General features: G+C 74.2%; 15 protein-coding genes and 1 pseudogene. 1 reads left to right on the top strand and 15 read right to left on the bottom strand.

The features are described 5' to 3' along the window. Window positions 1–43 precede the first annotated feature (43 nt). From OG361_RS38310 to OG361_RS38355, 10 genes and pseudogenes are all read right to left on the bottom strand, one after another. Complete coding sequence (locus OG361_RS38310; RefSeq protein ID WP_405861124.1) at window positions 44–994, bottom strand: alpha/beta hydrolase; 951 nt, start codon at window positions 992–994, stop codon at window positions 44–46. A gap of 2 nt (window positions 995–996) precedes the next feature. Continuing rightward, window positions 997–1191, bottom strand: coding sequence for a ferredoxin (locus OG361_RS38315; RefSeq protein ID WP_405861126.1), 195 nt, complete (start codon window positions 1189–1191; stop codon window positions 997–999). Between the two features lie 59 nt (window positions 1192–1250). Continuing rightward, entirely contained in the window at window positions 1251–2471 is a 1221-nt protein-coding gene (locus OG361_RS38320; protein ID WP_405861128.1) for a cytochrome P450, read from the bottom strand. Next, window positions 2468–3640 carry an acyltransferase family protein gene (locus OG361_RS38325; protein WP_405861130.1) on the bottom strand — a complete coding sequence of 391 codons (1173 nt, stop codon included), beginning with the start codon at window positions 3638–3640 and terminating at the stop codon, window positions 2468–2470. The genes OG361_RS38320 and OG361_RS38325 overlap by 4 nt, the downstream gene beginning before the upstream one ends. A gap of 402 nt (window positions 3641–4042) precedes the next feature. Further along, window positions 4043–5629 (bottom strand): annotated as a pseudogene (locus OG361_RS38330) (dipeptide ABC transporter ATP-binding protein); the annotation flags it as partial. A gap of 110 nt (window positions 5630–5739) precedes the next feature. Next, complete coding sequence (locus OG361_RS38335) at window positions 5740–6564, bottom strand: ABC transporter permease (RefSeq protein ID WP_405861132.1); 825 nt, start codon at window positions 6562–6564, stop codon at window positions 5740–5742. Further along, the gene (locus OG361_RS38340; RefSeq protein ID WP_405861134.1) at window positions 6561–7511 is read right to left on the bottom strand and encodes an ABC transporter permease; all 951 of its coding nucleotides are present in this window, start codon (window positions 7509–7511) and stop codon (window positions 6561–6563) included. The genes OG361_RS38335 and OG361_RS38340 overlap by 4 nt, the downstream gene beginning before the upstream one ends. Continuing rightward, complete coding sequence (locus OG361_RS38345; RefSeq protein WP_405861136.1) at window positions 7511–9148, bottom strand: ABC transporter substrate-binding protein; 1638 nt, start codon at window positions 9146–9148, stop codon at window positions 7511–7513. The genes OG361_RS38340 and OG361_RS38345 overlap by 1 nt, the downstream gene beginning before the upstream one ends. A gap of 56 nt (window positions 9149–9204) precedes the next feature. Continuing rightward, window positions 9205–10260: an LLM class flavin-dependent oxidoreductase gene (locus OG361_RS38350; protein WP_405861138.1), complete on the bottom strand. Its 1056-nt coding sequence runs from the start codon at window positions 10258–10260 to the stop codon at window positions 9205–9207. A gap of 88 nt (window positions 10261–10348) precedes the next feature. Next, window positions 10349–11809: a DHA2 family efflux MFS transporter permease subunit gene (locus tag OG361_RS38355; RefSeq protein ID WP_405861140.1), complete on the bottom strand. Its 1461-nt coding sequence runs from the start codon at window positions 11807–11809 to the stop codon at window positions 10349–10351. 79 nt (window positions 11810–11888) lie between these two features. Here OG361_RS38355 and OG361_RS38360 point away from each other — a divergent pair, with 79 nt between their 5' ends. Next, window positions 11889–12587 (top strand): TetR/AcrR family transcriptional regulator, encoded by a 699-nt coding sequence (locus OG361_RS38360; protein ID WP_405861142.1) that lies wholly within the window; start codon window positions 11889–11891, stop codon window positions 12585–12587. Here the strand turns inward: OG361_RS38360 and OG361_RS38365 are convergent. Genes OG361_RS38365 through OG361_RS38385 form a run of 5 tightly spaced genes read right to left on the bottom strand, consistent with a single transcriptional unit; the run spans window position 12577 to window position 17186 of the window. After that, window positions 12577–13221, bottom strand: a complete 645-nt coding sequence (locus tag OG361_RS38365; RefSeq protein ID WP_405861144.1) for a flavin reductase family protein — start codon at window positions 13219–13221, stop codon at window positions 12577–12579. The two genes, OG361_RS38360 and OG361_RS38365, sit on opposite strands and share 11 nt — an antisense overlap. Further along, window positions 13218–14321: an alpha/beta hydrolase gene (locus OG361_RS38370; protein ID WP_405861146.1), complete on the bottom strand. Its 1104-nt coding sequence runs from the start codon at window positions 14319–14321 to the stop codon at window positions 13218–13220. Before OG361_RS38370 ends, OG361_RS38365 begins: the two co-directional genes overlap by 4 nt. Then, window positions 14318–15079 carry a 2-oxo acid dehydrogenase subunit E2 gene (locus tag OG361_RS38375; RefSeq protein WP_405861148.1) on the bottom strand — a complete coding sequence of 254 codons (762 nt, stop codon included), beginning with the start codon at window positions 15077–15079 and terminating at the stop codon, window positions 14318–14320. Before OG361_RS38375 ends, OG361_RS38370 begins: the two co-directional genes overlap by 4 nt. Further along, entirely contained in the window at window positions 15076–15303 is a 228-nt protein-coding gene (locus OG361_RS38380) for an acyl carrier protein (RefSeq protein ID WP_405861150.1), read from the bottom strand. The genes OG361_RS38375 and OG361_RS38380 overlap by 4 nt, the downstream gene beginning before the upstream one ends. Continuing rightward, window positions 15300–17186, bottom strand: coding sequence for an HAD-IIIC family phosphatase (locus OG361_RS38385; RefSeq protein WP_405861152.1), 1887 nt, complete (start codon window positions 17184–17186; stop codon window positions 15300–15302). The genes OG361_RS38380 and OG361_RS38385 overlap by 4 nt, the downstream gene beginning before the upstream one ends. Window position 17187 lies beyond the last annotated feature (1 nt).

The raw sequence follows: 17187 nt of genomic DNA on the forward strand, positions 1-17187 counted from the left end.
TCACCAGACTCACCACCTGCCCTAACGGGGGTCTTTCGGCGTTCTAAACCCGGTCGGCCGCAGGGAGGACCTGGTCGGCCGCAGGGCGGACCCGGTCGGCCGCGGGCCGGTGCAGCCCCGCGCGCAGCGCCGTGAGGTGCTCGATCCCGATGCGCTGCTGCTCCTCGGGCTGCGCCCCGTCCACGAACGCGTGGTACGCACCGGGGAAGTTGTGCAGCTCCACCGGCACGCCCGCCTCGGCCAGCCGCAGCCCGTACGCCAGCCCCTCGTCCCGCAGCGGGTCGAGGCCCGCGGTCGAGATGTAGGCGGCCGGCAGGCCGCTCAGGTCCGCGGCCCGGGCCGGCGCCGCGTACACCGGCAGCGAGTCCCGGTCCCGGGCCGCGCCCAGGTACAGCCGCCAGCTCTCCTCGGCCAGCCGACGGTTCCAGACCGGGGTGTCGGTGTACGCGGCCATCGACGCGGTCACCAGCCGGTCGTCGAGCACCGGCGTGCTCAGGTGCTGGAAACACAGCGCGGGTCCGCCCCGGTCACGGGCGAGCAGGGTCAGCCCGGCGGCCAGCGCGCCGCCGGAGCTCGCCCCGGCGACCGCGAGGCGGGCCGGGTCGGTGCCGAGCTCGCCCGAGTGGCCCGCGGCCCACTCCAGCGCCGCCCAGCAGTCGTCGAGTCCCGCCGGGTAGGGGTGTTCCGGCGCCAGCCGGTAGGAGACCGCGACCACCACGGCCCGTGCGTGCAGCGCGGCCTGCGCGGCGCCCCCGTGCACGGAGTCCACGTTGCCCAGGCAGAACCCGCCGCCGTGGATCCACAGCACCGCGGGCAGCGCCGCCCGCTCGGCCCGCGGCCGGTACACCCGCACCCGTACCTCGGGCCCGCCGGGCGGCCCCGGGACGAGTCGCTCCCGTACGTCCACCCCGGGCACGGGCGGCAGCTCGGCGATGCTCAGCAGCCGGCCCCGGTGGTCCGCGACCGCGTCGACCAGACGTCCTTCGACCGGCATCCTCAGGCCTCCAGGGTGAGCGCCTGCGAGGGACACAGCGCCACGGTCCCGCGGACCAGCGCCTCCTCCTCCGGGCCGGTCACCGGGGCCCTGAGCAGGAGCACCGTCCCGTCGTCCGACTGGTCGAAACGGTCGGGGTCGGACAGCACGCACTGTCCCGCCCCCAGACACCGGTGGGTGTCGGCCGTGATGCGCATCTCTTCAGGTCCCTTCTGCAGTGCGGGCGACCGCGGTGCGATCGCGTCCCGCGGTTCTTTCACCAGGTGACGGGCAGTTCCCAGATGCCCTGCACGCCGCCCGGCTCCTTGAGCGGCAGGGTGCGCGACGGCACGGCGAGGCGCAGCCCCGGCAGCCGGCGGAACAGGGTGGACAGGGCGATCTCCATCTCGGCGCGGGCCAGGTTCTGGCCGATGCACTGGTGCACCCCGTGGCCGAAGGAGATGTGGTGGCGCGCGCCGCGCGCCACGTCGAAGGCGTCCGCCCCGGGGAAGGCGTCCTCGTCCCGGTTGGCGGTCGAGATCACCACGATCACCCCGTCGCCGGCCTTGATCCGATGGCCGGCGAGCTCGGTGTCGACGGTGGCGAACCGGGCCACCCCGTCGGCGATGGCCATGTAGCGCAGCAACTCCTCCACCGTCGTCGGCAGCAGAGCGGCGTCGGTCCGCAGCGCGGCGAGCTGCTCGGGGTGCTGCAGCAGGGTCAGCACCCCGAGGGCGATCGCGCTGGCGGTGGTCTCGTGCCCGGCGACCAGCAGCAGCAGCGCGATGTCGACCAGGTCGCGGTGCGAGAGGTGTCCGGGCGCGAGCTGCTCGGCGATCAGCGTGTCCAGGAGGCCGTCGCCGGGCTCCTGTTCCTTGCGCCGGATCAGCCCGTCCAGATAGGAGCTCAGCTGGGCGAAGGCGTCGGTGCTGTCCTCCAGCGAGGTCGTGCCGGTCACCACGCGGCGCGACTGCTGCTCGAAGAAGGCATGATCCGCGTACGGGACGCCGAGCAGCTCGCAGATGACGATGGACGGCACCGGCAGCGCGAAGTCCGGCACCAGGTCGGCGGTCGGGCCCTTGGCCTCGATCGCGTCGATGAGCTCGTCGACCAGCTTCTGGATGCCCGGCCGGAGCGCGTTCACCTTCTTCACCGTGAACGTGGAGAGCAGCATGCGCCGCTGCACGGTGTGCTCCGGCGGGTCCATGCCGATGAAGTTGCGGACCTTGCGGGCGGCCTCGAAGCGCGGCGCGGTGGCCGGGTAGTGCGGGTGGACGCGGTCGGAGGAGAAGGTGGCGGCGTCGAGCAGCACCTTGCGGGCCTCCTCGTGGCCGCTGACCGCCCACACGCGGCGGCCGTCGTACAGCTCGACGAGGGACACGGGTCCCTCGGCGCTGTAACTGTCGTAGCCGGCCGGCGGCTGGAAGGGGCAGCTGCGGGCCTGGGGATAGGCGGGCGGGGCCGCGGCCGTCCCCGTCGTCCCGATCGTCTCGGTCATTCCTTGGCCTCCAGGGTGGCGGTGTGCGGCGCGGCTACCGGAACGGGTGCGAGCGGTACGGGCCGGGGCGAGCCGAGCAGCCGGACCAGCGGCGTCTCCACCCAGCGGAACAGGACGTACGCCAGCGCCAGGGCGACCAGCAGCGCCGCAGCCAGCAGGCCGGCCCCGGCGGCCGCGGACAGGTCGTGTCCGGCGATCAGCCAGCGGTGGCCGTACGACACCACCAGGCCGTGCACCATGTAGAACGCGAACGAGAGCTCCCCGAGCCGGACCGCCACCCGGCCGCCCAGCGGGGACCGCTCGCCGCGCTCGTCGGCCAGCGCGGTGGCGGCCACCAGCGGGGTCAGCCACAGCGCGGCGGTGCCGGCGACCCCGTACAGGTACGGGACCAGCGAGTTGACGGCGTATCCGGCGACGGCGAGCAGCCCGGCCGGCAGCAGGCCGAACCGCGGCCACGCCCCGGCGAGCACCAGGCGGGCGGCGACCATGCCGAGGACGAACTCCAGGGCGCGGACCGGCGGGAAGAAGTAGACGAACCAGATCTGCTCGAAGGACAGCGTGCCGTCGTCGATGAACGGCAGCGGGGTCCCGGTGACGGCGTACTGTCCGACCACCGGAGCGAGCACCGTGAACGCGCCGAGGGTGACGGCGACCGGCCACAGTCGGGCGGTCGGCACCCGGTCGAGCAGGCGCAGCAGGAACGGGAAGCTCAGGTAGAAGAACAGCTCCACCGACAGCGACCAGCTCACCGCGTTCATCGTGTTGGGCACGGTGATGTCGGGGAACCAGGCCTGGAGCAGGAAGAGATTGGCCAGCGTGCCCTTGGCGGTGAAGGGATCCGCGGCGATGAGCATCAGCAGGGCCGCGAGGACGAAGGTGACCAGGTGGTTGGGGTAGATCTTGGCCAGTCGGCGGCGCCAGATCCGCGGCGCGGTGTCGTCCGCCCGCGCCGACCAGGTCAGTACGAAGCCGCTGAGGACGAAGAAGAAACTGACGCCGTAGAACCCGGCGTTGGCGAACACGTCACCGAGCGCCTCGCCGCCGGACCCGGTGACGTAGCGGGTCTGCCAGGTGGTGTGGAAGGCGAAGACGAGCAGCGCCGCGACGAACCTCAGTCCCGTCAGGGACGGGAGTCTCGACGCGCGCGGGGTGGCTGGTGGGCGGGGCATGGACGCTGACCTCCGGCTGGGACGGGATGGGGCACGCCTACGCTGGCAGCGCCCTGTTGGCCGGATCTAAAGCCGCTCTTGTGCCGGACCGGCCCCGTCGGCCGTGCCCGCCCTCCGGTCCGGACCGGCCCCGTCGGCCGTGCCCGCCCTCCGGTCCGGACCGGCCCCGTCGGCCGTGCCCGCCCTCCGGTCCGGACCGGCCCCGTCGGCCGTGCCCGCCCTCCGGTCCGGACCGGCCCCGTCGGCCGTGCCCGCCCTCCGGTCCGGACCGGCCCCGTCGGCCGTGCCCGCCCTCCGGTCCGGACCGGCCCCGTCGGCCGTGCCCGCCCTCCGGTCCGGACCGGCCCCGTCGGCCGTGCCCGCCCTCCGGTCCGGACCGGCCCCGTCGGCCGTGCCCGCCCTCCGGTCCGGCACCGCCCGCGCCCGCTTCGGCACAGCCGCCAGCAATGCCCGGGTGTAGGGGTGGGAGGGAGCCGCGAAGACCTCCTCCACCGGGCCGGACTCCAGGATCCGGCCGTCCTTCATCACCATCACCCGGGCGCAGACCTCCCGGACCACCGCCAGGTCGTGCGAGATGAACAGCGTCGCCAGACCGAGCGAGCTCTGCAGCTCCCGCAGCAGGTCCAGGACCTGCGCCTGCACGGACACGTCGAGCGCCGACACCGGCTCGTCGCACACCAGCAGCCGGGGCTCCGGCGCCAGGGCCCGGGCGATCGCCACCCGCTGCCGCTGGCCGCCGGACAGGGCCGCGGGCCGGCGCGCCAGATGCTCCTCGGACAGTCCGACCCGCTCCAGCAGCGTCAGCGTCCGCTCGCGCCGTTCCGGGCGCGCCGTTCCGGACGCGGCCAGCCCCTCGCCGACGATCCGCTCCACGCTCCAGCGCGGGTCGAAGGCGCTGAGCGGATCCTGCGGCACCAGCTGTATGTCGCCGCGGCGAGGGCGCCGCTCCCGCTCGGGCGCCGCGCTCCACGCCCGGCCCGCCAGCAGGACGTCCCCGGCGTCGGGCGCCGCGAGGCCCAGCACCAGCCGGGCCAGCGTGGACTTGCCGGACCCGGACTCGCCGACCAGGCCGAGCGACTCGCCGGGCCGCAGCGCGAACGACACGTCGGCCACGGCGGTGCGCCGGCCGCCGCGCGCCCCGGTGAACTCCTTCACCAGATCGCGGGCCACCAGCAGCGGCTCGCCCGCGGTGACGGCGGTGGGCGCAGGCCGCCGCCGGCTGCCGGGCACTGCTGCGAGGAGCGCCCGGGTGTAGGCATGCCGCGGCTGCTCCAGCACCTCCCGTACCGGGCCGGACTCGACGATCCGGCCGTCCTTCATCACCGCCACCCGGTCGGCCAGCGCCTCGACCACGGCCAGGTCATGACTGATCAGCAGCAGCCCGGTGCCGCCCGCCTTCAACTCCCCGAGCAGGGCGAGGATCCGGGCCTGCACGGAGGCGTCCAGGGCGGTGGTCGGCTCGTCCGCGACGATCACCCCGGGGTCCGCCGCCAGGGCGGAGGCGATCAGAGCCCGCTGGCGCAGCCCGCCGGACAGCTGATGGACGTAGCTCGCCGCGCGCTCGGCCGGCTCCGGCACCCCGACCCGCCGAAGCAGCTCCAGCACCCGCCGGCCGGCCTGCTGCCGGGGCACGAGACGATGGGCCAACAGCGGTTCGGCGATCTCCTTGCCCACCGGCCGCAGCGGGTCGAGCGCGACCAGCGCGTCCTGCGCCACCAGGCCGATCCGCCGGCCCCGTACGCCGCGCCACTCGCGGTCGCCGAACTCCCGCGCGTCCTGCCCGAACAGCCGCAGCCGCGCCGCGCCCACCGAGGCGGTGGGCCCGGCAAGCCCGAGCAGGCTGCGGGCCAGGGCGCTCTTGCCGGACCCGGACTCGCCGACCAGAGCCAGGCAGCGGCCCGCGGTCAGCTCCAGCGACGCGCCGCGCACGGCGTGCACCTGTCCGGGGCCGCTGCCGAACCGGACGTCCAGATCGGTCACCTCGATCAGCGGCCCGTCGTGCGCGGGAGCGTCCGGCCCGGGCCGGGCCGCCGCGGCCGACGCGCGGACACCGGTCCGCCACGTCCTGGCGGTCCGTACGCCGGTCTCGCGTACACCGCTCATGAGAAGGCCCGTCCTTCGGCTCGGTTCTGTGTGTGACGGCCCACCACCGTGACCGCGAGGACCGTGCACAGCAGCAGCAGTCCGGGGAAGAGGGCGATCCACCACGCCTGGTCCAGGAAGCCCTGGCCCTCGGTGAGCATCGCGCCCCACTCGGGGGTCGGCGGCTGCGCCCCGAGCCCCAGATAACTCAGCGCCGAGCCGGTGGAGATGGCCGCGCCGAGGGTCACCGTGGCCAGCACCAGCAGCGGACCGAGCGTGTTCGGCAGCACGTGCCGGACCACGATCAGCGGGCGCGGCACCCCGAGGGCGACCGCCGACTCCACGTACCCGGAGCGGCGCACGACCAGGGCCTGCGCGCGCACCACCCGGGCGAACCCGGGGGCCGTGCCGACGGCCACCGCGATCGTCGTCCCGACGACCCCCTTGCCGGCCACCAGCACCACCAGCAGCGCGAGCAGCAGCCCGGGCAGGGCGAGCAGTGCGTCGGCCGTGCGCATCAGCAGCGCGTCCCCGACCCGCCCGGACAGGGCGGCGGCCAGGCCCCACACGACGGCGACCGCGACGCCCGCACCGGTCGCCGCCGCACCGATGGCCAGCGAGTAGCGGGTGCCGTGCACCACCCGGGCGTACACGTCCCGGCCCAGCTGATCGGTGCCGAACCAGTGCGCGCCGTCCGGCGGGCGCAGCGCGTTCAGCGGATCGGTGTCGATGGCGCCGACCCCGGTGAACAGCCCGGGCGCGAGCGCCGCGAGCAGGATCAGGGCGAGCCCGGCCCCGGCCGCCCACACGGACGGCCGGACGCCGCGTATCCGGGCGCTCATGCGGCCACCACCCCGGTCCCCTTCCGCAGCCGCGGATCCACCACCACGTACAGCACCTCCACCAGCGCGCCGATCGCCACGAAGGCGACCGCCGACAGCGCCACCACGCCTTGGATCACCGGAAGGTCCCGGCCGCCGACCGCCTGCAGCGCGACCCGGCCGATGCCGGAGCGGGCGAACACGTTCTCCACCACCACGGCACCGCCGAGCAGTGAGCCGGTGAACCAGCCCGCCAGCGTCAGCGCGGGCAGCGCGGCATGACGCAGCGCGTGCCGGGACCGCACGGCGGGCTCGCGCAGCCCGCGCGCCCGGGCGGTGAGCGCGAACGGCTGCTCCAGCGCGTCGAGGAGTCCCTCGCGCATCACCTGGGTGAGCACCGCCGCGATCGGCAGCGCCAGCGTCAGCACGGGCAGCACCAGCGAACGCCCGTCGCCGCTGTCGGAGACCGGGAACCAGCCGAGCCGGAAGGAGAACACCGTCAGCAGCATGATCCCCAGCCAGAACGACGGGGTGGACACCACCACCAGCTCGAAGAACGCCGACACCCGGCGCGGCCAGCGGGCCCGCCCGGTGGTCAGCAGAGTCACCGCGACCGACAGCACCAGAGCCACCAGCGTGGCGTACAGCGCCAGCTCCAGCGTCGGCCCGAGCTGGTCCGCCAGCACCCGGATCACCGGCTGCTGGAGCTGGTACGAGTCGCCCAGGTCGCCGGTGGCGAGCCGGCCGAGATGGGTCGCGTACTGGACGACGAGCGGCTCGTCGAGCCCATAGCGGTGCCGCAGGTCCTCCCGCTGCTCGGCGTCCAGCAGCGCGTTGGAGCCGACCACCGCGTCGACCGGGTCGCCCGGTACGAGTTGCAGCACCACGAAGGCCAGGGTCGCCGCGCCCCACACGACCAGGGCGGCCGCGCCCAGCCGGGCGGCGAGGTACCGGACGACCGCCGGCATCAGCGGGCCTCGACCCAGGCGCCGTAGAACTCCGGCCAGCCCGAGATCGACTGGCGCAGCCCGTGCACCTTCTTGTTCACGGCCACCGTGGACTGCTCGACGTACGCGGGCACCACCGCGGCCTGGTCCAGCGTCCAGCGCTGCACCTTGGCGTAGAGCGCGGCGCGCTGCTCGCCGTCCGGCGCCGCCTGGGCCTCCTTGAGCCAGCGGTCGACCTGCGGGTCGGCGACCCGGGCGAAGTTGTGCCCGCCGCCCGCGGAGGTCTCGGTGGACAGGAAGAAGTGGCTCAGGATGTCGCCGTCGGCTCGCGCCCAGGACGTCTCGACCACGTCGTACCGGCCGGAGTCCAGCCGGCCGGAGACCTCGGCGGCGTCGGTGGAGGCGTGCAGGTCCAGCTTGATGCCGGCCTTCTTCAGGTCGCCCTGCACCGCCTGCGAGAACAGGCTGGCCTTGCCGTAGACCGGGGCGACGACGGTGAGCACCTTGCCGCCCTTGGTGCGGTAGCCCTCGGCGTTCCGCCCCGTCCAGCCCGCCTCGTCGAGCAACTCGGCGGCCTGCCGCGGGTTGTGCGGCCAGCTCTTCTCCAGCGAGGCGTCGTAGCTGTCCGGGGTGGTGGGGGAGAGGATGCTCCAGGCCCGGGCGCCGGTGCCCTGGAAGACCGAGCCGACCACCGCGTCGAGGTCGATGGCGAGCTTGAACGCCCGGCGGACCCGGACGTCGGAGAACAGCGGACCGCGGGTGTTGAGGTAGAAGGCGTCGACCGCGCCGGGCACCGCCTTGCTGCTCAGTGCGAGCCGGGTGTCGCGCTTGACCACGCCCGCCTGCTGGGGCGGGACCGCGCCGGCCGCGTCGACCTGACCGGACGTCAGGGCGCCGACCCGGGTGGCGTCCTCGGTGATGAAGCGCAGCGTGAAGGAGTCCAGCCGGGCCGGGCCGGTGCCGCCCGCGCCCTCGGGGGCCCAGGCGTAGCCGGCGTTCTTGGTGTAGCCGCGCTGCTGGCCCCGGGTGTACGCGCCGGCCTTGAAGGGCCCGCTGCCCACCGAGGCGTTGCCGGCGCAGAGCTTGTCGGCGCCGGACGTGAGCGAGGCGGGCGCCGCGATGCCCAGGTAGGTCGTGCTGGCGGCCTGGAGGAACGGGGCGTAGGGGCGGCTGAAGCGCACCTCGACCTCGGTCGGGCTCTTCACCGTGGCGCCCGAGTACGGGCCGAGAAGTCCGGCCGCGTACTGCGACTGGGTCTTCTTGTCGGTGATGTGGTCGAAGTTGGCCTTGACGGCCGCCGCGTCCAGCTTGCTGCCGTCGTGGAAGGTGACGTCGTCGCGGAGAGTGAAGGTGTACGAGGTGCCGTTCGCGCCGACCTTCCAGGACTTCGCCAGCCAGGGCTTCAGCTTGCCCTCGGGGGTCTGGTAGACCAGCGAGTCGAAGACCGGCCGCTGGACGAACGCGGTGACGTCCTGGGCGCTGGTGTGCGGGTCCCAGCAGTCCGGCTCGCTGTCCGTGGCGTAGACGAGCTTCCCGCCGTTCACCGGCTTGGCGTCGGCGGCCGGAGCGGCGCCCCCGCCCGCGGAGCAGGCGGGGACGGCGGCGAGGACGAGGGTGGACAGCAGGACGGCTCTGAGGGCCGGACGGCGCGTGTGCATGACGAACTCCGTGCGATTGACGAGTGCGGGGGCCGGGGCCACTGTCGCGGCGGGGGCTAAAGCCGGACTGAACCGTCGTCGGCGCCGGGGACCGGGACCGGCGTGCCGGCGGCCGCCCGGGCCAGCAGTTCGAAGGAGCGCAGCCGCTCCTCCTGGCCGTGCACCACCGTCAGGGCCATCACCTCGTTCGCGCCGGTACGCGCGAGCAGGTCGGCGAGCTTGTCCTGGACCGTCTCCGGCGAACCGACCAGCTGCGGCTCGAGGAGCTCGTCGAGGAAGGCCCGTTCGGCGCTGCCGTACGCATGCGCGGCGGCCGTGCGGGCGGAGGGGAAGGCGTCGAAGCGCCGGACCGTGCGCATCCTTATCTTGCCGAGCAGGTAGGGCGAGGCGACCGTGCGGGCGTCCCGGTCGGTGTCGGCGACGGTGGCCAGGACCGAGACGAGGGTGCGCGGCCGGTCCAGGTACCGGGACGGCCGGAACGCCTCGCGGTAGCGCTCGAGGGCGAAGGCCGTGGCGTGCGGGTTGATCTGGTGGGCGAAGGCGTACGGCAGGCCGAGCGCGCCCGCGGCCGCGGCGCTGGCCGGGCTGGAGCCGAGCATCCACAGCTCGGGCCGGCCGTCGGCGGCGGGCACGGCGGTGATGCCGGAGGCGGGGTCGCCGGGGGCGAAGTAGCCGTCCAGTTCGGCGATCTGGCGCGGGAAGTCGTCCTCGCCGCGTTCCGGTGAGCGGCGCAGGGCGCGCGCGGTGACCGGGTCGGTGCCGGGGGCGCGTCCCAGGCCCAGATCGACGCGGCCGGGGTGCAGGGCCTCCAGGGTGCCGAACTGTTCGGCGACCACCAGCGGGGCGTGGTTGGGCAGCAGCACGCCGCCGGAGCCCACTCGCAGGGTGCCGGTGGCGGCGGCCAGCCGACCGATGAGGACGGCCGGCGCGGAGGTGGCCAGGCTGGGGGTGTTGTGGTGCTCGGCGACCCAGTAGCGGTGGTAGCCGAGGGCCTCGACGCGTGGGGCGAGCGCCACGGTGTCGTGCAGGGCGGCGGTGGCGGAGCCGTCCTCGAAGACCGGGACGACGTCGAGCACGGAGAGCGGGACCGGGGCGTTGCCGGCGGTGGTCATGGGGTCCTCCTCGGAGAGGTGGTGGCAGGACGAGGGGCGGATACCGGCCGGGCGCCGCGACGGGGGTGGCACGGCGCCCGGCCGGACCCTAGGCCGGGTCGGCGACGGGCTCGGCCGAGGCGTCGGCCGGGGCGGCCTCGGGGGCGGGCTGCGGCCGGCCCGGCAGCAGGAGTCCGGCGAGGAAGACGACCACGGCGGCCGCCACCGGCCACCAGAAGGCGTCGCCGAAGCTCTCGGTCGTCGGGGTGGCGTGCGCGCCGCCGCCCTGCAGGATCAGCGCGACGACGGCGATGCCGAGCGAGGCGCCGATCTGGTTCAGGATGAACACCGCACCGGTCGCCCCGGCGACGGCCTCGCCGGGCACTGTCCGGTACACCGAGCTCATGGTCGGCGCGCCGACCAGGCCCATGCCGAATCCGGTGGCGAGCTGGGCGGCGGTGAGCAGCACCTGGGAGCTGTCGGCCCCGGACCCGGTGAAGACCAGCGCGCCCGCGCCGATCAGCAGGGCGCCGGTCGGGACGAGGACCCGGGCGCCGAACCGGTCGGCCAGGTTGCCGGCCAGCGGCATGCCGATGAGGGTGCCCAGGCCGAGCGGCGCGAGCAGCAGCCCGGACTCCAGCACGCTGCTCCCGTGCACCTGCTGGTAGTACAGCGGGAGCAGGAAGAGCAGCGAGAACAGGCCGCCGCCGAGCAGGAACATGGTGGTGACGCTGGCGGTGAAGCCCTTGCTGGCGAACAGCCGCAGGTCGAGCAGCGGGGTCTTGTCGGTGCGCAGGGCGTGCACGGCGTACGCGGCGAACAGCGCGAGGCCCACGGCGAGGCCGACGATCACGCGGGTGCTGCCGAAGCCGTGCGCGCCGGCCTGGGAGAGCGCGTACACGAGCGCGGCGAAACCGGGGGAGAGCAGGAACACGCCGAGGGCGTCGAGCGGCACCGGGTCGCCGCTCGGCGGCGGGTCGGCGGGCAGCACCTTGATCGCCAGCAGGATGGCGGCGAGCGCGAACGGGATGTTCACCAGGAACAGCCACTGCCAGGTCAGGCCGTCCAGGATCAGTCCGCCGATGATCGGGCCGACGACCGGGCCGAGGGTGATCGGCACGGAGATCAGGCCCATCACCCGGCCGATGCGCTCGGGGCCGGCGGCGCCCGCGACCACGGTCATCATGATCGGGTCGATCATGCCGCCGCCGAGGCCCTGCAGGACGCGGAAGGCGATCAGTGACTCGGCGTTCCAGGCGAAGGCGGCCAGCGTCGAGCCGACCAGGAAGACCGTGAGCCCGAGCAGCCACATGCGCTTGGCACCGAAGCGGACCAGCGCCCAGCCGGCCAGCGGGATGGCCAGGGCGACCGCCAGCAGATAGCCGGTGGTGACCCACTCGATGGTGGCCAGCGTGACCGTGAACTCGCTGCTCAAGGTGGAGATTCCGACGTTGACGATCGTCGCGTCCAGGTAGGACATCATCCCGCCGAGCACCATCACGCCCAGCAGCGTGAGCAGCCCGGAATCGAGCCGGGCGGGCCCGCCCTCCGCCGTCTTTGTTGCAGACACGGCAACTCCTTTGAACCGTAGTGCCTATCAATTTGAACTGGGTAGTTAAATTTTGTGGCTGTGACGGTAGCATGGGCGCATGAGCGTTGGCGAGACCCCGAAGACGAAGGCGGTTCCGGCGGACCGGGGCCGGATGGACAAGCGGCGGGCCATCGTGGAGGCGGCCCTGCGGGTCTTCGCACGCGTCGGCTACAGCCAGGCGAGCCTCGACCTGATCGCCACCGAGGCGGGGGTCGCGAAGCCCACGATCTACAACCACCTCGGGTCGAAGGAGAACCTCTTCCGGCACGTGATGACCGAGACCGCGGCCCGCTCCAACGCCAAGACCCTCGACGTCCTGGACTCCTTCCCGACCGACCCCGACGGGCTGCGCCCCGGCCTGGAGGACGTCGCCCACAAGCTCGTCGACTGCTACTGCGACGAGCAGTCCGAGTCGGTCCGGCGGCTCCTGTACGCCGAGGCGGTCCGCTTCCCCGACCTGTTCGACGAGGTCCGCGCCAGCGGCCCCAACCAGTTCACCGACGCGCTGGCCGGCCGTCTCGCCCGGCTCGCCAACGCCGGACACCTGCGGATCGTGGACCCCGAGCGGGCGGCCAACCAGTTCATCGCCCTCGTCTACGAGGAGCTGCCGGGCCTGAGCGCGCTGGGCACCCGGCCGCTCGACCCCGAGCAGGTCCGGCGCGTCGTCACCGCCGGCGTGGACACCTTTCTGCGGGCCTTCGCGGCCCCGCCCCGGTCCGCCGAGGGCCCCGGGGCCGGGCGGGCCGTCAGCGACTGATCCGCTCGAACTCCCCGCGGAAGAACAGCAGCGGCTCCCCTTCCCGCGACGCGTCGAGGCGGAGCACCCGGGCCACCACGATCACGTGGTCGCCCGCCGGATGCTCCGCCTCGATCGTGCACTCCAGCCATGCCAGCGCCCCGTCCAGCACGGGGGCCCCGCCGGGGGACGCCGACCACGGCAGCCCCGCGAACTTGTCGCCGCCGCGCACCGCGAGCCGCGTCGCCGCCTCCCGCTGACCGGCCCCCAGGATGGAGATCCCGAGCTGTCCGGCCGCCCGGATCCGTGGCCAGCTGGAGCTCGTGTGCGCGACGCAGAAGGAGACCAGCGGCGGATCCAGGGACACCGAACAGAACGAGTTCGCGGCCAGCCCGGCCCGCTCGCCGGTCCCTGGGTCCCGTGTGGCGACCGCGACCACCCCGGTCGCGAACCGCCCCAGCACACTGCGCAGACATCGCTCACCGGCCGGCCCGGCCGTCGCCCTGCCCACCCCCGCCCCGCCGCTCACACCCGTACCGCCGTTCACAACCGCGCTCACGTCTGCCCCGCCCACGCCCGCCTCGCCGCTCACGCCCGCCCCGCTCACGCCCGCCCCGCTCACGCCCGCCCCGCTCACGCCCGCCTCGCCGCTCACGCCCGCACCGCCGTGCGCGCCCGCGCCGACGACGCGTAGCGCAGCCGGGCGAACTCCCGTGTGAGCGCGATCCGCTGCTCCCGGTACCCGCCGTGCATCCGCAGCACCGACAGCAGCGTCCACAGCCGGGTCTGCGCGAAGAACCGCGGCGAGCCGTGCACGTCGTCGTGCTCCAGCAGCCGCACCGAGCGCACCCGTTCGCGCAGCAGCCGAGCGTCCCCGGGTGGGATGATCTCGTCGCGGAGGCTGGTCACGTGCGCCACCGGGATACGCAGCGCCGCCAGCTCCTCCGGCCCCAGCGCCCGGCCCGCGAGCAGCCCGTAGACCTCCCCGGGCGTGCTGCCCGCCAGGTGCGCGAGCGTGTCGGTGGTGACGCGCGGCACCCCGCGCTGCCACCGGGCGTCGGTGAAGAAGTCGTGCAGCGGCGCCCCGGCGCCGACCACGCCCCGGATCCGCTCGTCGGACAGGGCCGCCCGCAGGGCCAGATGACCGCTGAAGCTGAGCGCCAGCGCGTAGGTCCGCGCGGTGTCGGCCCGGCCCTCGACCGCGTCCAGGAGGCCGGAGAACATCCGGTGCGCGTCCGCGTCGAACGGCAGGGTGTTCTCGCCGACCCCGGGCATCTCGGTGACCAGTCCGGCGAAGCCCAACCGGTCGAGCTGGAGCAGCACCGGAGCCCACTGCTCCTTGACCGACACGATGCCCCCGGTCATCACCAGCAGCGGCCTGGGGACGTCTGCGTCCAGGCCCACCGTCCAGCATCGCACGCGCCCCCCGGCAAGCTCCAGGTCCAGCCGGCTGATCGCCGGAAAGCCGGCCGCCCACTCGGCGAAGGCCGCCGTACAGCGTTCCAGCGCCGTGGCCCGGGCCGCGCCGTCCACGAACGGGAAGCGCGCCATGTTGTAGTGCACGGACGCCTCCAGCGGCTTGCCGGCGTCTGCCAGCCGGGCCGCCTCCGCACTCCACTCGCGCACCCAGGAGCCGGGGGTGCCGTCCCCGTCGTGCCGGATCCGGTCAAGGAGCGGATCGTACGTCTCGGGCGGCAGCCCCTGCGAACGGGTGTGCGCCACCACGAAGTTCTTCAGCTCGGCGATGTCGTTCATGCGCTCTCCAGCACCTCCTTCACCTCGGTCAGTACGTCGGCGGCCTCGGCGCCGTCGATGGCCCGGTGGTCGAACGCCAGACTCAGCCGCAGCACCGGCGCGATCACGATCTGCCCGTCCCGGACGACCGGCCGGTCCAGGATCCGGCCCACCCCGAAGGTGGTGGTCGTGCCGCCGACCGAGTGGAACGAGTCCACGGCGCGGTGGCCCAGCGAGGTCACCGAGAACGTCCCGGTCAGGTGCGGCCGCGACGCCAGCGACCCGGCGGCCTGCCGGAACGCCCGCCGGCCCTCCGCCCAGGGCAGCCGGTGCAGCCTGCGGATGCCCTCGAAGTCCTCCAGAACCTCCGGGTCCCCGTCCCGCACCCGGTCGATGTGCTTCTGGACGACGGACAGTTCGGCGTCCTGGAGATCCGGCACGACGGTCCCCAGCACCACCCGCCGGCCCTCCAGGGTCCGGTCCAGGGCCAGCTTGCCGTTGACGAACGGGTAGTGCGCGACGCGCGGCCTGCGCGGGCCGCCCTGGATCGCCGCGTTCGCGTCGGGGTGCGCGGCCAGGACCCGGCCGGCGGCCCGCAGCACGTACGCGGAGACCGCGTAGCGCACGCCCTCGCGCTCCGCCGCGGCGGCCCGGTGCGCCAGCACCCGGCTCATGTCCACCTCGGTGTCCAGGAAGACCGGCGCGAAGTCGCGCACGGCCTCCAGGAAGAACAGCGTGTGCCGGCGCTGCCGGGGCAGCTGCCCACCCTCGTCGGTCACGGCCCCACCGCCAGCCGGTACAGCCCCTCCAGGCTCTCCGCCTCCAGCGCGTCGGCCAGCGACAGGGACCGTCCGGTCTCCCGTTCCAGAGCCGTGCACAGGGCCAGCAGGTGCACCGAGTCCCAGGACTCGACGGCGTCGAAGCCGCGACCGAGGTCCTCGGCGGTCACGGACAGGGCGAGCTCGTCCTGCAGCAGCAGGACGAAGTCCTCCACGGTCTTCACGGGGTACTTCCCTTCGGGGGCGCGGCGTCGAACCGGGCCGTGAGTCGGATGTGGTCCGCGGGCTCCGGCAGTGGGTCCAGGCCGTGCCGGAACGCCGCCGCGTCCGGGCCGGTGCCGACCCCGGCGAAGCCCGCGCGCGGATAGAAGTCGGCGACCTTGCCGTTCTTCGCGGTCCGCCGGTAGGCCGCGAGCACCTGCCCGGCGCCGCTCTCCCGGGCCTCGCGCAGCACCGCCGCCAGCACCGTCGTCTCTATGCCGCGGGAGAACACCCGGCAGCTCAGCAGGAAGTTGTCGATGTGCACGGTGTCGCCGTCGCGGCGCAGCAGCACCGCGCCGACCAGCCCGTTGTCCCCGAACCGGTCGGCCGAGGAGACGGCGAGCACCGAGGCGGCCGGATCCTCGGCGAGCGCCTGCACCTCGGCGGGCTGGAGCCGGCCGGTGGTGAGGTTGAACTGATTGGTCCGCAAGGTCAGTTGGGACACCCGGCCGTACTGCTCGGGGCCGGCCGGAGCAAGCGTCACGGAGACGTCCAGCTCGCGCAGGTAGCCCTCCAGCGAGTCGAAGCCGTCCAGGAAGTCCTGCCGGGCCTGCTCCTCCCGGTAGCGGACCGGCCGCGCGACGTCCTCCGCGGTCAGCTCGCGCACGTCGAACCAGCCCTCGGCGAGCAGCCGCGGCACGTGCAGCGCCGGCTCCTCGTCGACCTGCACCACGGCCACCCCGGGCAGCTCCCGGCGCACCAGGCCGCACTCGAAGGAGCTGTCGTCGACGAACACGACGCTGTCCACGCCCACGTTGAGCTCGCGGGCCAGCTCGGTCAGGTTGTCGTGCTTGGGGGCCCAGTTGGCCCGGATCCGGACGAAGTCCTCCTCGCGCAGGGCCAGTCCGGGATGCTCGCGCAGCGTCTTGACCACCGGCTCCTGGTCGTTCTTGCTGACGGCGGCGAGCAGCACGCCCTGCGAGCCGAGCTGCGCGGCAACCCGCTGGAACCGGCGGAACGCCTCGCCGCGGTAGCTCCCCTCGGTCTCGATGCCCTCGGGCCCGACCTCGCCCAGCACCCCGCCCCACACCGTGTTGTCGAGGTCCAGCGCCAGCACCTTCTTGCCGCCGCCGGCCGACTGCCGGGCCAGCTGGCCCACCTCGCGGGCGAAGCCGGCGAGCAGCGCCTCGGACAGATGCGCCTTCGCGTACACGCTCTGGCGTACGTCCCGGGCCGGCACGCCCTCGGCGAGCAGCGGATCGAGGTCGACCGTCACCACCCCGGGCCGCTCCTCGCCCAGCCGCAGCAGCCGGACGTTCGCCTCCCGCCACAGCACACCCAGTCGGGCCCGGGCCCGGCGGTCGATCAACTGCGCGGTCAACTCACGAGGCAACGGAAGGGTGTTGAGTACCAGAGTGCCGCCGGGCGCGGCGCCCGCGAAGACCGCGGCGGCCCGCTCGATCACGGCCAGCTTCTCTTCCAGCACCCGCTCCACGTCCGTGACCCGCCACGGCGCCGGGAGCTCGTCGGCGACCACTGCCGGATCCAGCACGCACAGCGCGAACGCGGGCGCGGCCGTGTACAGGGAGCTGTTCGGGTCGACGAGATCGAAGACCCAGCCGTCGAAGTCGGAGAGTCGTGTCCGCGCCAGCAGCCCGTGCCGGGCGAACTCGACGGCAAGCGAGGGGACCAGAGCCGACAGGGTGCCGTGCCCGGTCACCGCGACCAGCGGTGCCGGCACCGACGGATGGGCGGCGAGCACGGTCTCCGGATCGAGCCGGGCCAGCAGCCGGCCTGCGCGGACCAGCTCCTCCTCCGGCAGGTGGGCCAGCAGCCCCGCGACGTCCGGATAGCGTTCGGCGAGCCGCCCCGCCCGGTGCAGGTCGCTCAGGGACTCCGTCGCCATC

The organism is Streptomyces sp. NBC_00090, from assembly GCF_045160815.1.
Taxonomy (GTDB): Bacteria; Actinomycetota; Actinomycetes; order Streptomycetales; family Streptomycetaceae; genus Streptomyces.

Bases quoted from the DNA above. Each gene is read 5' to 3' on its own strand.
- OG361_RS38335 (WP_405861132.1), bottom strand. From the start codon at position 6,564: ATGAGCGCCCGGATACGCGGCGTCCGGCCGTCCGTGTGGGCGGCCGGG.
- OG361_RS38310 (WP_405861124.1), bottom strand. From the start codon at position 994: ATGCCGGTCGAAGGACGTCTGGTCGACGCGGTCGCGGACCACCGGGGC.
- OG361_RS38360 (WP_405861142.1), top strand. From the start codon at position 11,889: ATGAGCGTTGGCGAGACCCCGAAGACGAAGGCGGTTCCGGCGGACCGG.
- OG361_RS38385 (WP_405861152.1), bottom strand. From the start codon at position 17,186: ATGGCGACGGAGTCCCTGAGCGACCTGCACCGGGCGGGGCGGCTCGCC.
- OG361_RS38370 (WP_405861146.1), bottom strand. From the start codon at position 14,321: ATGAACGACATCGCCGAGCTGAAGAACTTCGTGGTGGCGCACACCCGT.
- OG361_RS38345 (WP_405861136.1), bottom strand. From the start codon at position 9,148: ATGCACACGCGCCGTCCGGCCCTCAGAGCCGTCCTGCTGTCCACCCTC.
- OG361_RS38325 (WP_405861130.1), bottom strand. From the start codon at position 3,640: ATGCCCCGCCCACCAGCCACCCCGCGCGCGTCGAGACTCCCGTCCCTG.
- OG361_RS38320 (WP_405861128.1), bottom strand. From the start codon at position 2,471: ATGACCGAGACGATCGGGACGACGGGGACGGCCGCGGCCCCGCCCGCC.
- OG361_RS38340 (WP_405861134.1), bottom strand. From the start codon at position 7,511: ATGCCGGCGGTCGTCCGGTACCTCGCCGCCCGGCTGGGCGCGGCCGCC.
- OG361_RS38315 (WP_405861126.1), bottom strand. From the start codon at position 1,191: ATGCGCATCACGGCCGACACCCACCGGTGTCTGGGGGCGGGACAGTGC.
- OG361_RS38350 (WP_405861138.1), bottom strand. From the start codon at position 10,260: ATGACCACCGCCGGCAACGCCCCGGTCCCGCTCTCCGTGCTCGACGTC.